Annotated in this window: 13 protein-coding genes; 5 read left to right on the top strand and 8 right to left on the bottom strand. The window is 70.5% G+C overall.

Annotated elements, in window-relative coordinates; translation table 11 throughout:
• Window positions 1-134: 134 nt before the first annotated feature.
• The gene (locus tag ABD355_RS17525) at window positions 135-2,378 is read left to right on the top strand and encodes a glycoside hydrolase family 9 protein (protein WP_344401328.1); all 2,244 of its coding nucleotides are present in this window, start codon (window positions 135-137) and stop codon (window positions 2,376-2,378) included.
• A gap of 6 nt (window positions 2,379-2,384) precedes the next feature.
• Here ABD355_RS17525 and qcrB read toward each other — a convergent pair whose 3' ends face one another.
• Window positions 2,385-3,884: a cytochrome bc1 complex cytochrome b subunit gene (gene qcrB, locus ABD355_RS17530; protein ID WP_344401329.1), complete on the bottom strand. Its 1,500-nt coding sequence runs from the start codon at window positions 3,882-3,884 to the stop codon at window positions 2,385-2,387.
• Entirely contained in the window at window positions 3,881-4,801 is a 921-nt protein-coding gene (gene sigJ, locus ABD355_RS17535; protein ID WP_344401330.1) for an RNA polymerase sigma factor SigJ, read from the bottom strand. The genes qcrB and sigJ overlap by 4 nt, the downstream gene beginning before the upstream one ends.
• A gap of 446 nt (window positions 4,802-5,247) precedes the next feature.
• On the opposite strand from sigJ, the gene ABD355_RS17540 reads away from it, so the two are divergent.
• From ABD355_RS17540 to ABD355_RS17550, 3 genes are all read left to right on the top strand, one after another.
• Entirely contained in the window at window positions 5,248-5,493 is a 246-nt protein-coding gene (locus ABD355_RS17540) for a hypothetical protein (protein WP_030937710.1), read from the top strand.
• Window positions 5,494-5,496: 3 nt separating this feature from the next.
• Window positions 5,497-5,874: a toxin Doc gene (locus tag ABD355_RS17545; RefSeq protein WP_115911359.1), complete on the top strand. Its 378-nt coding sequence runs from the start codon at window positions 5,497-5,499 to the stop codon at window positions 5,872-5,874.
• A gap of 446 nt (window positions 5,875-6,320) precedes the next feature.
• Window positions 6,321-7,934 (top strand): RICIN domain-containing protein, encoded by a 1,614-nt coding sequence (locus ABD355_RS17550; protein ID WP_344401331.1) that lies wholly within the window; start codon window positions 6,321-6,323, stop codon window positions 7,932-7,934.
• A gap of 126 nt (window positions 7,935-8,060) precedes the next feature.
• Here the strand turns inward: ABD355_RS17550 and ABD355_RS17555 are convergent, their stop codons facing one another.
• The 4 genes from ABD355_RS17555 to ABD355_RS17570 form a co-directional block, all read right to left on the bottom strand.
• Window positions 8,061-9,038, bottom strand: coding sequence for a 2-hydroxyacid dehydrogenase (locus ABD355_RS17555; protein ID WP_344401332.1), 978 nt, complete (start codon window positions 9,036-9,038; stop codon window positions 8,061-8,063).
• Window positions 9,035-10,204 carry a lactate 2-monooxygenase gene (locus ABD355_RS17560; protein ID WP_344401657.1) on the bottom strand — a complete coding sequence of 390 codons (1,170 nt, stop codon included), beginning with the start codon at window positions 10,202-10,204 and terminating at the stop codon, window positions 9,035-9,037. Before ABD355_RS17560 ends, ABD355_RS17555 begins: the two co-directional genes overlap by 4 nt.
• Before the next feature lie 103 nt (window positions 10,205-10,307).
• Window positions 10,308-11,891, bottom strand: coding sequence for a purine-cytosine permease family protein (locus ABD355_RS17565; protein WP_344401658.1), 1,584 nt, complete (start codon window positions 11,889-11,891; stop codon window positions 10,308-10,310).
• Window positions 11,892-12,085: 194 nt separating this feature from the next.
• Window positions 12,086-12,661, bottom strand: a complete 576-nt coding sequence (locus ABD355_RS17570) for a CoA-transferase family III protein (RefSeq protein WP_344401333.1) — start codon at window positions 12,659-12,661, stop codon at window positions 12,086-12,088.
• A 324-nt stretch (window positions 12,662-12,985) separates the two neighbouring features.
• Between ABD355_RS17570 and ABD355_RS17575 the strand changes: the two genes are divergently transcribed.
• Window positions 12,986-13,420, top strand: coding sequence for a protease inhibitor (locus tag ABD355_RS17575; RefSeq protein WP_344401335.1), 435 nt, complete (start codon window positions 12,986-12,988; stop codon window positions 13,418-13,420).
• Window positions 13,421-13,558: 138 nt separating this feature from the next.
• On the opposite strand, the gene ABD355_RS17580 is transcribed toward ABD355_RS17575, so the two are convergent.
• Both ABD355_RS17580 and ABD355_RS17585 read right to left on the bottom strand, forming a co-directional pair.
• Entirely contained in the window at window positions 13,559-13,936 is a 378-nt protein-coding gene (locus tag ABD355_RS17580) for an STAS domain-containing protein (RefSeq protein ID WP_344401336.1), read from the bottom strand.
• A 163-nt stretch (window positions 13,937-14,099) separates the two neighbouring features.
• Window positions 14,100-15,107 carry a Ppx/GppA family phosphatase gene (locus tag ABD355_RS17585; protein WP_344401337.1) on the bottom strand — a complete coding sequence of 336 codons (1,008 nt, stop codon included), beginning with the start codon at window positions 15,105-15,107 and terminating at the stop codon, window positions 14,100-14,102.
• Window positions 15,108-15,124: the final 17 nt, after the last annotated feature.

The raw sequence follows: 15,124 nt of genomic DNA on the forward strand, positions 1-15,124 counted from the left end.
GAAACCAGTCCCGTCCGGACCGTTGACGGAATGTCATGGCACGAACAAACATGAGCTGCGTCCGCATCTGGGAGCGCTCCCACCCCGTTGGGTCCGGCGAGCGTCACCCGTACCTCAGCCCGAGGAGCCCAGACGTGAAACGACGCAGAACCGTTCTGCTGACCCTGGCGGCCCTGTTGGGGACGGCGCTGACCGGGGTGCCGGCCCCTCCGGCCGCCGCCGACCCGGTCGAGCAGCTCAAGAACGGCACCTTCGACACCACCATCGACCCCTGGTGGACCACCACCAACGTCACCGCAGGCGTGTCCGGCGGACAGCTCTGCGCGGATGTGCCGGGCGGCACCGCCAACCGCTGGGACGCCGCCGTCGGCCAGAACGACGTCACCCTGAAGAAGGGAGAGTCGTACAAGTTCAGCTTCAAAGCGACCGGTTCGCCCGAAGGGCACGTGGTGCGGGCGGTCGTGGGGCTCCAAGTGGCGCCCTACGACACCTACTTCGAGGTGAGCCCGCAGCTGAGCGTCTCCGGCAACACCTACTCGTACACCTTCACCTCACCCGTCGACACCACCCAGGGCCAGGTCGCCTTCCAGGCCGGCGGCAGCGCGGACGCCTGGCGATTCTGCATGGACGACATATCGCTGCTCGGCGGTGTCCCGCCCGAGGTGTACCAGCCGGACACCGGACCGCGGGTCCGCGTCAACCAGGTCGCCTATCTGCCCTCCGGACCCAAGAACGCCACCCTGGTCACCGACGCCACCGCGAAGCTGCCCTGGCAGCTGAAGGACGCCGGCGGTGCGACCGTCGACCACGGCTGGACCGTGCCGCGCGGGGTCGACGTCTCCTCCGGGCAGAACGTCCACTCGATCGACTTCGGCGACTACCGCAGACCGGGCAAGGGCTTCACGCTGGTCGCCGACGGGGAGACCAGCCGCCCCTTCGACATCGGCACCGGCGCCTACGAGCAACTGCGCCTCGACTCGGTGAAGTACTACTACACACAGCGCAGTGGCATAGCGATCCGCGACGATCTGCGTCCGGGGTACGGCCGGGCCGCCGGGCACCTCGACGTGGCGCCGAACCAAGGCGATTCACACGTTCCCTGCCAGCCGGGCGTGTGCGACTACACGCTCGACGTCACCGGCGGCTGGTACGACGCGGGCGACCACGGCAAGTACGTCGTCAACGGCGGCATCGCCACCTGGGAGCTGCTCAGCACCTACGAACGAGAAAAGCTGGCCCGCACGGGGGAGCCGGAGAAGCTGCGGGACGGCACCCTCGCCATCCCGGAGAGCGCGAACAAGGTGCCCGACATCCTCGACGAGGCCCGCTGGGAGCTGGAGTTCCTCCTGAAGATGCAGGTGCCCGACGGGCAGCCGCTGGCCGGTATGGCCCATCACAAGATCCATGACGCGCAGTGGACGGGATTGCCCCTGCTGCCCAGTGACGACCCGCAGAAGCGCGAACTGCACCCGCCGTCCACCCAGGCCACCCTCAACCTGGCGGCGACGGCCGCCCAGGCGGCCCGCCTCTACCGCCCCTACGACCGCGCCTTCGCGGCGAAGGCCCTCACGGCGGCCCGCAAGGCCTGGTCGGCGGCGCTTGCCCACCCGACCATGTACGCCTCCGCCAGTGACGGCACCGGAGGCGGCACCTACGACGACACCAACGCGACGGACGAGTTCTACTGGGCGGCGGCGGAGCTGTATCTCACCACCGGCGAGAAGGAGTTCGCGGACTACGTGCGCAACTCGCCGATGAACACCGCCGACATCTTCGGCCCGCTCGGCTTCGACTGGGGAAGGACGGCCGCGGCGGGCCGACTCGACCTGGCGACCGTGCCCAGCAAACTGCCCGGCCGGGACAAGATCCGCCAGTCCGTCGTCAAGGGCGCCGAGCGCTACCTGGCCACCCTGAGGTCACAGCCGTACGGCATGCCGTACGCGCCCGACAACAACGTCTACGACTGGGGCTCCAGCCATCAGATCCTCAACAACGGCGTGGTCCTGGCGACGGCGTACGACATCACCGGAGCCTCGAAGTACCGGGACGGCGCGGTTCAGACCATGGACTACATCCTGGGCCGCAACGCGCTGAACATCTCGTACGTCACCGGCTACGGCGAGGTCAACTCCCACAACCAGCACAGCCGTTGGTACGCCCACGAGCTCGACCCGAAGCTCCCGAACCCGCCGCACGGAACGCTGGCGGGCGGGCCGAACTCGTCCATCCAGGACCCCTACGCGCAGAGCAAACTCCAGGGCTGCGTCGGTCAGTTCTGCTACATCGACGACATCCAGTCCTGGTCGACCAACGAGACGGCCATCAACTGGAACGCGGCGCTGGCCCGGATGGCGTCGTTCGTGGCGGACCAGGGCTGAGCCCTGTCAGGGCCGCGGCTCGCGCTCCACGAGCTCGGGCCGCGGCTCGTGTTCCACGCGTTCGCCCTGCCGCCGGTGGGCGGTGAGGGTGTGCAGCTCGGCCTGATCGAGCGGCTGGTGCACCTCGACGTACTCGCCGTGCGGCAACCGCTTGATCACACCGGTCTCCCGGCCGTGCAACACCAGCTCCGTGTCCCTCAGTTGCAGACCCAGACAGATGCGGCGGGTGACGACGAAGACGACCGCCGGAAGGACGAACACCGCCACGCGGACCGTCCAGGTGACCGTATTGATCGACAGATGCATACGGGTGGCCACGATGTCGTTGCCGCCGCCCGCCAGCAGGATCAGATAGAGGCTGATCCAGACGGCGCCGATCGCCGTGCGGACCGGGCGGTTGCGCGGGCGGTCCAGGAGGTGGTGCTCGCGTTTGTCACCGGTCACCCGTGCCTCCAGGAACGGGTAGATCCCGATGAAGACGAGGAGCAGCGGGAAGACCACGACCGGTATCAGCACGCCGAGGACGAGCGTGTGGCCCCACAGGGTGATCTCCCAGCCCGGCATCACCCGGACCAGTCCCTCCGCGAAGCCCAGATACCAGTCGGGCTGGGCGCCCGTGGAGACCTGGTCGGGGCGGAAGGGGCCGTACACCCAGACCGGGTTGATCGTCGCCACCGCCGCGACCAGCGTCAGCGCGCCGAAGACCAGGAAGAAGAAGCCGCCCGCCTTCGCCAGGTACACGGGCATGAACGGCGTGCCCACGACGTTGCGTTCGGTCCGCCCCGGTCCCGCGAACTGCGTGTGCTTGTGGTACACGACGAGAATCAGGTGCGCCACGACGAGCGCCGCCATGATGCCGGGGATCAGCAGGATGTGCAGCGAGTAGAAGCGGGCCACGACGTCATGGCCGGGGAACTCACCGCCGAACAGGAACATCGACAGATACGTTCCGACGACCGGCACCGACAGCAGGGCGCCGTTGACGAAGCGCAGGCCGGTGCCCGACAGCAGGTCGTCCGGCAGCGAGTAGCCGAACAGGCCCTCGAACAGGCCGAGGAACAGCAGCAGCCAGCCGAACAGCCAGTTGACCTCGCGGGGCTTGCGGAAGGAGCCGGTGAAGAAGTGCCGCATCATGTGCGTCAGCATCCCGGCGACGAACACCAGCGCCGCCCAGTGGTGCAGCTGCCGGATCAGCAGCCCGCCGCGCACGTCGAAGCTGATGTGCAGCGTGGAGGCGTACGCCTCGGACATCCGCACGCCGTTGAGCGGGACGTAACTGCCGTGGTACGTCACCTCGTTCATCGACGGATGGAAGAACAGGGTGAGATACACGCCGGTCAGGACGAGTACGACGAAGCTGTACAGGCAGATCTCGCCGAGCAGGAACGACCAGTGGTCCGGGAAGACCTTGCGCAGGTACTTCCTGCCCAGCGAGTGGATGCCGACGCGTCCGTCGAGCCAGTCGGCGACGCGCTCGCCCCGGCCCGCTGTCTCGGTGGCGGTCACTCGTCCTCCTCGTCGTCCCTGTGCACGTGCGTGAGCTTGTCGGGGTTGGTGACGATGTAGACGCCGTTGACACGGTCGCCCGCGGGCGTGAGGTCCATGACCATGACGGCGTACGGCGAGTCGCCCTGGAACAGCACCGCGGCGTCGTCACCGTTGACCCGGCGGTAGCGCAGGTCGAGCTGCTGGGGGCCGCGCCGCGCCGCGTACGAGGTGATCAGGCGGACCGCCTTGTCCCGGCCGTGCACCGGGCGCAGCCCCGCCGGCCTGCGGTTGCCGCCGCCGTCCGTCCACACCGTGACGTCCGGGGCCAGGATCTCCATCAGCTCGGCGAGGTCCCCGCCCAGCGCCGCCCGCACGAACCGCTCGGTCGCCTCCTGCCGGACGCGCGGATGCGCCCGGTAGCGCGGCCGGCGGGCGAGCACATGGTCCCGGGCGCGATGCGCCAGCTGCCGTACGGCCGCCGGGCTGCGGTCGATGATGTCCGCGATCTCGGTGTGGGCGTAGCCGAACACCTCGCCCAGGACGAACACCGCGCGTTCCAGCGGGGTCAGCGCCTCCCGGACCACCAGCATCGCCAGGGACACGGACTCGCCCCGCAGGACCGGGTCGTCGGGGTTCGCGTCCTCGGCGACCAGGGGCTCGGGCAGCCACGGGCCGACATACCTCTCCCGGCGGCGGGCGATCACGGCCCGCCGCTGCAAGGCCTGGTTGACGGCGATCCGGACCAGATAGGCGCGCGGGTCGGTGATCCCGCCGACGCCCCGGCCCGACCACGCCAGCCAGGTCTCCTGCAGCACGTCCTCGGTGTCGGTGACACTGCCCAGCATGTTGTAGACGAGGCTGAACATCAGCTCCCGATGGTTCATGAAGACATCGGTCGCCTCGTCGGCGACCGGACTTCCGGTGCTGTGCGTCATGTGTGGGCCTCCCCGGTGCCGCGCTCACTACTTCGAGGGCCGGGAGGGGGTCGAATGTGACATGGAGCGGGCGCAATGTGACATACGTCTCAGCACATTCCTGTCGTCCAACTCGGCTGCGATGGCCCGCCCCTTCGGTGCCGGTCTCGGTCGGTCGCGTCAGGGGTCAGGCTCAGCTCGAAGCGGGGAGCAGGCCCGCGAAGTAGGCGGAGAGCTGCCGGGCGGCCTCCCCGAACGCCTGCCGTCGCCCACCAGCAGCAGCTCACCCGCCGGACTGTCGATCTTCGTGTACGTCGTCATGGCTCCAGCCTGCTGCGCCGCGCCGTCCGCAACCGGCGGGAAACGGACATGGCCCTCAGCTGGGTCCGATGGCCGGAGGTACCGTAGGAAAGCTGCTGTGACCAGCGGCTATTTACGAGTGAGTACCCCGGCGGTACCGTGATGGCATGCCAGCCCTGAATGTCGAGTTCAGCGACCGCGAACTAGAGGACCTGCGGCAGATCGCCAAGGAGCGCGGTACGTCGATGAAGGCCCTAGTGCGCGAGGCGGCCGCGGCGGACATAGCCCGGCACCGCGCGCTGCAGGAGGGCGCGGAGGCGTTCCGCCGCTTCTTCGCCTCCCATGCCGACGAGTTCGCCGCCGCCTTCCCCGACGACGAACCCGCCCACGCCGGTGAGGGGCGGGTCGCCTGACCGATGGCACCCGTCATCCATATCGACGTGCCCTGGCTGCTCCAGCGCCACGAAGAGGTCCTGCCGGACCAGCCCACCATCAACGACTTCTCTGCGCTGGTCGCCGCCGTCGCCCGCCACCGCGTGGACCCGCCCCGCCTCGGCGTGGACTCCGACCCTGCCTGGCGGGCCGCCGCACTGCTGCACACCCTCGCCCTGCTCAAGCCCCTGCCCTCGGCCAACGCCCGCTTCGCCTGTGCGACAGCCGTGGCGTACATGTTCGTGAGCGACGTCGGCATCGACCCGCCTTACGGCGCCCTCGTCGACCTCGCCCGCGATCTGATGTCAGGGAAGGCCGACGTCTACAGCGCGGCCGACCGGCTGCGCTCCTGGCAGATCTGAGGGCCGCCGACCGCCGTCGGGACGACCCGCCCCCGGGGCCGCCGACCGAGGGCGGGAGGAACAAGGCCGGCGGCCCGTGCGGCGCAGGAGAGCCGCCGTCCTGCGCAGGGCCTCCGAGAAGGGCCGCTACCCAGTGCACTACGGGGTGGTGCGCGCCGGGAGCGTGCGCGGTGCTCCGGCGCGTGCGCCTGTTTCACACGGGGCGCATGGAATGACGAAAGCTCATGTGGACGAGGCGAGTTGTCGCCGTTTCTGACCAACCTTCAAAGAGGCAGATGTTGCCCAAGTGCCTTGTTGGTCATGAGTGTGTTGTGCAAGGGTGAACTACCCGTGCGGGGGGTGTAATGGCCGGGTGTCGATCGGCCAATCGGAAAACCGGGCCGGACGGACCTACCCGAATTCACGCCCTCCTGTGAGTCCCATGCGTGTGGGAAGGAATCCGCTCAGTGCCCACCCCCCACCCACCTCGTCCCCCTTACCCGCCGCCCGGCGGTGTTCCCGGAGAATCCGACGAGAACCTCGCCACCCGGCTCAGGGGCCGTCCCGACGGCGAGGCCGCCCAATCCGTCGCGCTGCTGATGGCGCGGCACTGGCAGCCCGCCCGCGACTATGCGGCGATCTGCCTGGCCTCCCCTGCCGACCTTGCCTCCATGGTGACGGCGTCCGCCTTCCACCAGGTCCTGGACCGGTTGGCGCTGGGCGAGCCCGCGCTCGCGCTGCGCCCCCGGATGCTGGTGGCCGTACGCGAGACGGTCCGCGTGTGGTCCGCCGAGGACCGGATATCCAGCGTTCTGCCGGAGCTGCAGAAACCCTCCGGCGGCCGCGGTATACGGACGGCGAAGTCCATGACGCCCGAAAACCGCAGGCTCGCCGAGCGGTCTTTCCAGGCTCTTCCCGGACTCTCTCGTTGCCTGCTCTGGCACACCGAGGTCGAAGCGGAGTCCATAACCGTTCCCGCCGGTCTGCTCGGCATGGATACCGACACCGCGTCGGCGGCACTCGAACAGGCGCGTGAAAAATTCCGCGAAGGTTGTGTACATGCCCATCGGGAACTCGCGCCGAGCAAGGATTGCCGGTTCTACAACCGTCTCCTCGATGTTCCGATTCGCCGGGGCGGGGCTCTGCTGCCGGATGTCCAGCAGCATCTGGCGGAGTGCCGTTACTGCCGTTCCGCGGCTGAACAACTGAGTCATTTCGAGGGCGGGTTGGGGGTGCTCCTCGCCGAGGCGGTGCTCGGCTGGGGCGCCCGCCGCTACCTCGACTCCCGTCCCGGGCGTGCGCCGCAGGAAGCGCGCGCGAGCGGCTCCTCGCGGCACGGCGGCGGGCGGCCGCGCATCCTGCCCCGTATCCCGCTGCCCGGTCGGCGATCGTCGGGCGTGCCGCGGAATTCCCGGGCACTGCTGACCGGGGTGGGTGTCGTCTCCGCCGGGCTGCTCGCCAGTCTGTTCGCGGCCGGCCTGTGGTCCCACGAAGACGGCGTCGACCCGGCCGCCTCCACCAGTGCGAGCGGCGGCACGGCGCCGGGCATCGGCTCCCAGTCGTCGCCCGGCACGGCCCAACTCCCCACGGTTCCCGGGCAGTCGCGGCTGCGCAACGCGGGCGCCGACCTCTGCCTCGCCATCACGGGCACCGTGAAGGCCGGCGCCGGGACCGACCTGGCGGCGTGCTCGGACGCCGACACCCAGCAATGGTCGTTCGACAAGGACGGGTTGCTGCGCAGCGCGGCCGACCCCGGCCTGTGCCTGGACTCGCACGTGGACGCCGGCGTGGCCGTCCTCGGCAAGTGCGTCGCCGAGAACGACAAGCGGGGCGCGGACGTGCGCTACGACCTCACCGTGCAGGGCGAGTTGCTGCCCCGCTGGGACGAGCGGCTCGCCCTCGCCGCCACCGCCGAGGAGCCGGGCGCGGACGTCGTCGCGAAGGCCCGCGACGGCTCCCCGGCGCAGCGCTGGCTGGCCGATCCGTCGGCGACGGCGACGGCGACCCCGGGCTCGCTGTCGATCACGGGGACGGGGGCGCCTGCGGCTCGGCCGGCGTGGTCGTCCGGGAAGAGCGCCTAATGGCTCGGGGGCGGGAGCCTCTGGCGGCTGCGGGTGCGTTGTGGCTTGTCGCGCCCCCGCGGCGGAGCCGCATATCGACACAGCCCCGCGCCCCTTTGAGGCGCCCTGCGGGCGCTCCGAAGGGCCCTAGCCAACGACGTCCCGCGGGTGCCCTCCCGCCAGGAAGTCGGTCACGTTCTGCACGGCGGCCAGGGCGATGCGGATCAGGGTTTCGCGGGTCACGCCGCCGACGTGCGGTGAGAGCACCACGTTCGGTGACTTGAGGAGGCGCAGGGCCGGGGTGGGCGGTTCGGGGTCGAAGACGTCGATGCCCGCACCGGCCAGGGCGCCCTTCTCCAGCGCGTCCGCGAGGGCGTCCTGGTCGATGAGGGCGCCCCGCGCCGTGTTGATCACGAACGCCGTCGGCTTGAGGAGGGCGAGCCGTTCGGCGTCGAGCAGATGCCGGGTCTCGTCGGTGAGCGGCGCGTGCAGGGAGACGTAGTCGGCCGTCCGCAGGAGTTCGTCGAGCGGGACACGGCGGGCCCCGCCGAGCCTGGCCTCCGTCTCCTCGGGCAGCCTGCGGCGGCCGGCGTAGACGATGCTCATGTCGAACGCGACCGCACGGCGGGCGACTTCCTGCCCGATGCCACCGAGTCCGACGATGCCGAGCGTCTTGCCGCACAGTTCGGTGAGGGAGCGCTGCAGTCGGGGCAGTGCCCAGTCCGCCTCGACGAGCGCCGTGTGCGCGGGGATCAGCTGCTTGGCCAGCGCCAGCATGAGGGCGAAGGTCTGTTCGGCCACGTTCTGCGACTCGGCGCCGCTGGAGCCGATGTTGCACACGAGTACGTCCCGGGCGCGGGCGGCGCCCGCGTCGACGTACTCGAAGCCGTGGCTCGCGCACTGCACCAGCTTCAAGTCCGGTGCAGCGGCGAGGTGTTCGGCGGTGACGGGCGCGAGGGCCGTGATGATCACGTGTGCTGCGCGGAGGGCGGCCGGGTCCTCGTCGGCCGCCTCGACGACGGTGACGTTCGCCGAGCCGGGAAAGAGCGTGGCGAGTCCGGCGCCGGCGGCGCGGCCCCCGACGTGCGGGGCGATGACCGCGAGGATGTTCTTCGGGGGTGTCATGCGGATTCCTCGATGAGGTCGGCGGGGCCGATCGTGGCGGGCGTGGCGTGTCCGGACAGGGCGAGCGTGAGGTCGAACTCGGCGAGCAGACAGCGGATCACATGCTCCACGCCCGGCTGTCCGTCGAGACCGAGCCCGTACACGTACGGCCGCCCCAGGAGCACCGCCTGCGCGCCGAGCGCGAGTGCCTTGAAGACGTCGTCGCCGGTGCGCACGCCGCTGTCGAACAGGACCGTCAGCCGGTCGCCGACCGCCTCGGCCACCCGGGGCAGCGCATCGGCGGCCGCGACGGAGCCGGCCACCTGGCGGCCGCCGTGGTTGGAGACGACCACGCCGTCCATTCCGGCATCGGCGGCCTGCCGGGCGTCGTCCGGGTGCAGGATGCCCTTGAGGACGATCGGGCCGTCCCAGTTGTCCCGCAGGAAGGCCAGGTCCGGCCAGGTCTTGCCGGGGTCCGCGAACATGCCGACGAAGTGCAGCACGGCGGCGTTCGGGTCCTCGTGCACCGGCTTGGCGAGACCCGCCTGGAAGGCAGGGTCGGAGAAGTAGTTCGCGGTGCCGACGCCATGGAGGAAGGGGAGATAGGCCTGGTCGAGGTCGCGGGGCCGCCAGGCCAGCAGCGGTGTGTCGAGGGTGACGACCAGCGCGGTGAACCCGGCGGCCTTCGCCCGGTTCAGGAAGCTCCGCGTCACCTCACGGTCCTTGGCCCAGTACAGCTGGAACCAGCGTTCCGCGTCGCCCATCGCCTCCGCGACCTGCTCCATCGGCGTGCTGGACGCCGAGGACAGGATGTACGGCACGCCCTGCGCCGCGGCGGCCCGGGCGGCCGCGCACTCGGCGTCCGGGTGCATGATCGACAGCACGCCGACCGGTGCCAGGGCCAGCGGGGCGGGCAGCGCGCGGCCCAGCACCTCGACCGAGAGGTCCCGCTCGTGCACGTCCCGCAGCATCCGCGGCACGATCCGGCGCCGCCCGAGCGCCGCCCGGTTGGCGCGCGCCGTGCTGCCGTCGCCCGCACTGCCCGCGACATAGCCGACGGGCCCGGGGCCGAGCCGCTGCTCGGTCAGCTCCTCCAGCCGGGTCAGATCGGTGGGCAGCCTCGGTACGGCGCCCGACATCCCGCCCAGATAGATCTCGTACTGGAAGTCCGCCCAGTGCTTGGCCATGGGTACGTCCCGCCCCTCGTCGCTGAGAACGCGTTGCACCCCGACGATACTGGCGAGTAAGTGCAGGTCCGTCCACCGGGGCGGACCTGCGGCACGAAGTGCGTCACGCCCGCAGCGTGGCGGAAGCCCCCTCTTCGACTCCCTCTCCCGGCCCCGTGATCGGCGGCACCGCGACCTCGACGGTGCGGGCCAGCCGCGCGCCCTGCGGCCCGTACGCCGCGCGCGGCTCGGGGAAGATCCGCAGCAGCCCCAGATACAGCACGGCGGCCGCCACCAGCGACAGCGGCAGGCTGATGTCGATGCCGTTCACGAGGTCGCCCAGCGGGCCCACGAACTGGCCGGGGATGTTCGTGACCAGCACGCCCAGCAGCGCGGACACCCACCACGCGGTCATGCCCCGCCAGTTCCAGCCGTGCGCGAACCAGTAACGGCCGCCGCGCTGACGGCGGTTGAAGACCTGGAGGGCCTCCGGGTCGTACCAGCCGCGCCGGGTGAAGAAGCCCAGCATCATGACGACCATCCACGGCGTGGTGCACGTGATGATCATCGTGGCGAAGGTGGAGATGGACTGGACGAGATCGAGCCCGAACCGACCGATGAAGATGAACGCGATCGACAGGACGCCGACCAGCACGGTCGCCTGCACCCGCGACAGCCGCGGGAACACGGAGGAGAAGTCGAGCCCGGTGCCGTAGAGCGAGGTCGTCCCCGTCGACATGCCGCCGATCAGGGCGAGCAGACACACCGGCAGGAAGTACCAGGTCGGCGAGATGGCGAGCAGCCCGCCCACGTAGTCGGGGGCGGCCGGGTCGACGTACTTCGGGGCCTTGGCGGCGATGATGCTCGCGGTCGTCAGACCGAAGACGAACGGCAGCAGCGTCGCGATCTGCGACAGGAACGCGGCACCGATCACCCGGCGGCGCGGGGTGCTCGCCGGGATGTAGCGCGACCAGTCGCCGAGAAACGCTCCGAACGACACGGGGTTGGACAGCACGATCAGGGCCGCGCCGATGAACGACGGCCAGAACAGGGATCTGGTCGCCGCGTCCGCCGTGTCGGTGAAGGCACCGGCGTACGACGGGTCGAAGTCGCCGGCGAAGGCGATCGCGCCGAGCAGGAACAGCATGGTCGCCGAGGCCACCGCGACCTTGTTGACGAACAGCATGAACCGGAAGCCGTACACGCACACCGCGAGGACCAGGCCGGCGAACAGCGCGTACGCGATGACGTACGAGAGGTTGCTGCGCTCAAGGCCGAAGAGCCGGTGCGCACCGCCGACCAGGGCGTCCCCGGAGCTCCACACCGAGATCGAGAAGAACGCGATCGCGGTCAGCAGCGACAGGAACGAGCCGACCACCCGGCCGTGCACGCCCAGGTGCGCGGAGGACGAGACGGCGTTGTTGGTGCCGTTGACCGGCCCGAACACCGCCATCGGGCACAGGATCAGCGCGCCCGCGAGGACGCCGAGGAGGGTGGCGGCGAGGCCCTGCCAGAAGGAGAGGCCGAAAAGGATCGGGAAGGCGCCCAACACGCAGGTGGAGAAGGTGTTGGCGCCGCCGAAGGCGAGCCGGAACAGGTCGAGCGGGGTCGCGGTGCGGTCCGCGTCGGGGATGCGCTCGACACCGTGGGCCTCGACCTCGGTGAGGGACGGCGGGGTGCTGGGGGAGTCGGACGACTGCGAGGACAAGGTGGCTCCAGCGAGGGCGGGGCGGTGGAGCGCGTGGTGGCGCGGCGTGGTGGACGGCCGGTCGTCGCCGCGGGGGTGTGCGGCGGGCATGGCGACCGTCCTCTCGGCGGTCTGCCGACCGTAAGGCGGAGTGCAGGACCCGCACCAGAGGACGGTTCATCCATCTTTTGCGCGGTGGGTGTACGAATCCTCCATCAGTCGTCGTCGGCCGGTGTGTCCGTCGAACGGTCCGTGGCGGCGTCCTGCGGTTGCGTGTCGGGGCCCTGCGCCCGCACCCGCTGGACGTGTTCGAGGGATGCGCGCAGCTCGGCGAGCCAGTCGTCGGTGTGTTGCTGGACCAGCCGCACACACCAGGCGAGGGCGTCGCTGCGGCTGCGGGCGACCCCGCCGGCGATCAGGGTGTCGAGGACCTGGCGCTCCGGCTGGCGCAGCCGGGTCATCACGGGCGCGGCCACGTGAGTGAACAGCGCGCGCTCCCCACCGCACTCCACCCCCCAGGACACCTTCCGGCGGAAGCGGTGCTCGGCCTCGCGGGCCACCTCGATGCGCGTCTCCCGGGTGCGCTCCCGGAACTCCTGGATCCTGCCCTGGACGGCGGCCTCCCGTTCGGCGTCCGAAGCGTCCTCGGTGAGCCGGGGCGCGGGGATGCGGCCGATCACGGTGATCTCCTCGCGGTCGACCGTGAGCTCGGCCAGCTCCTCGAAGAGATCCTCGGGCAGCCGGCCGGCGAACCAGCCGCGCAGCTTCTCTCGTTGCTCTGTCGTAATCATGTAATGACGATTACTCGACGGGACCATGAACGCAAGGGGGTGCGGGGGAGTCCGCCGACAGCTCAACCGGAATGTTTCAGGCCTATTAACGAAGCGCAGGAAATCGGCCACTTGGCTGCTTCGGGCGATCAAGAACCGCTCAGTTCCAGGGGTCATGCGGTCGAACTCTGTGACTTCGCGCCACTGATTCAACACGCAAGGTTACTGAAACACATGGGGTCGAGGTGTTTTTCCGCGGCGGACTCGGCAGACTCGCGCTCGCCGGTCCGGCACCAAACCGGAACGGGTCGGCACACCCTCGAATCCTGCGGAAGGATGCACACAATGCGGAACACCGCGCGCTGGGCAGCCACCCTCGCCCTCACGGCCACCGCCGTCTGCGGACCCCTCACCGGAGCCGCGCTCGCCACCCCGGCCGCTGCTCCCGCCTCGCTCTACGCCCCCTCGGCCCTGGTGCTCACCGTCGGCCACGGCACAAGCGCGGCCGCCGCGACCCCGCTGCGGGCCGTCACCCTGAACTGCGCCCCGACGGCCTCCGGCACCCATCCGGCCCCGGCCCTCGCCTGCGCCGACCTGCGCGGGGTCGGCGGTGACATCGACGCCCTGAAGGCGCGAGACGGCGTGATCTGCAACAAGCTGTACGACCCGGTCGTCGTCACGGTCGACGGAGTCTGGCAGGGCAAGCGCGTCTCCTACGAACGGACCTTCGGCAACGAGTGCGTGAAGAACTCCTACGGGACCAGCCTCTTCGCGTTCTGAGAGACCGGGATCGCGGAGTCCTCGTGCACACCTGAAGAGGCACGCAGTTGGGGAGTGCGAGTCCCTTGTCGCGGGTACCCGTCGATCTCGCACCAGGGGTCGGCAAGGCGGAGTGGGGCCGCCCGCCGACTCCTGGCATCAGTTCCGCCCCTCCCCGGGGATCGCGGGGAGGGGCGGAAAACGTTCCAGCAGTCCCGCACCACTGAGCAGCCGGTGGATGCCGGGTGCGTCGGAGACGATGCGCAGCCGGCCGCCGCGCTCCCGGGCCCGCGACTCGGCCCGGCACAGCACACGCAGGCCCGAGCAGTCGAAGAACTCGACCTGCCGCAGGTCGACCAGCACATCCGGCTCCGGCCGCGCAGTCGCCGCGTCCAGGTGTTCCTGGAGGAACTCCGCGGTGGCCAGATCGATCTCACCCGCGACCGTGACCATGGTGAACCGGCTGCCGGCCCGTGTGCGGGCATGGGGGTTCGCCTCGGGTGGTTCGCAAGCGCGGTCGTCCGCATGCGGCGTCATGTCCGCTCCACCTGGGCAAAGGGCGCATTCGGTCTCGGTAGTTACCCCGACCGGCGGGGGAGCATCCCCGACACGCCGAGCGCAAGATCTAGTTCACTCGACCTGGTGAATTGCGGTGGAGGCGCTTGACAATTTGCGCGCGCAACGACTGAAGGGTCTTCGTTCAGGGTGCAGGGGCCGCGATGCGCAGGGGCACCGGATCGGGGGACGAGGGCACCTCGTCAAGATTGTTGATCTTCGCCCACCAGGATGTGCCGTCCTCGATCTGGCGCAGCAGGACGCCTTCACGGATCGCCCAGGGGCAGATCGTGACCACTCTGAGGCCGGTCAGCTTCATCGAGGTGTGGGCGACCACAGCGCCGGCCAGGCTCTGCTGGGCGCGCGGCGCGGAGATGCCGGGGAGCCGGGCGCGTTCGGCGGCCGGCAGTGTGGCCAGCCTGCCGACGGCGGCCCGTAGGTCCGAGCGCTTCAACTGCCGTTCCACGAACGGGCCGTGGCGCCCGGGCGGCGCCCCGCACAGCCGTCCGAGCTGCTGGAAGGTGCGCGAGGTGGCCACCGCCGTGCGCGGACCCTCCCAGCGGATCCGGGCGGCGACGTCCCGCATCTGGTGCCGGACCTTGCGGCGCAGCGCCCGCACCTGCTCCTGCGGCGGCGGATCCTGCCCCTGGAAGAACTCATGGGTGAGCCGTCCCGCGCCCAGCGGCAGCGAGGCCACGAAGTCGGGCAACCGGCCGCGCCCGAAGGCCACTTCGAGGGAACCGCCGCCGATGTCCAGCAGCGCGAGCGGTCCCGAACGCCAGCCCATCCAGCGCCGCGCCCCCAGGAAGGTCAGCTCGGCCTCGACCTCGCCGGGCAGCGTGCACAACCCGACCCCGGTCCGGGACCGGACGGTGCGCAGCACCTCCCGCCGGTTCGGAGCGGCACGCACCACGGCCGTCGCAAAGGCAAGCGGTGCGGTCGCTCCCCATCGGGCCGCGGTCCGGCTCGCGTCGGCGACCGCCCCGGCGATCCGGTCGATGTCCTCCTCGGAAATGTTGCTCCCGGGCCTCACGTGTTCCGACAGCCGCAGGCGCCACTTGGCGGTGTGGACCGGCAGCGGCACCCCGCCCTCGGCGTCCGCCACAACCAGTCTGACCGTGTTCGATCCCACATCCACCACGCTGATCCGCATGGGCCAGGGGGTACCCA

The organism is Streptomyces longisporus (assembly GCF_039532765.1).
Lineage (GTDB): Bacteria > Actinomycetota > Actinomycetes > Streptomycetales > Streptomycetaceae > Streptomyces > Streptomyces longisporus.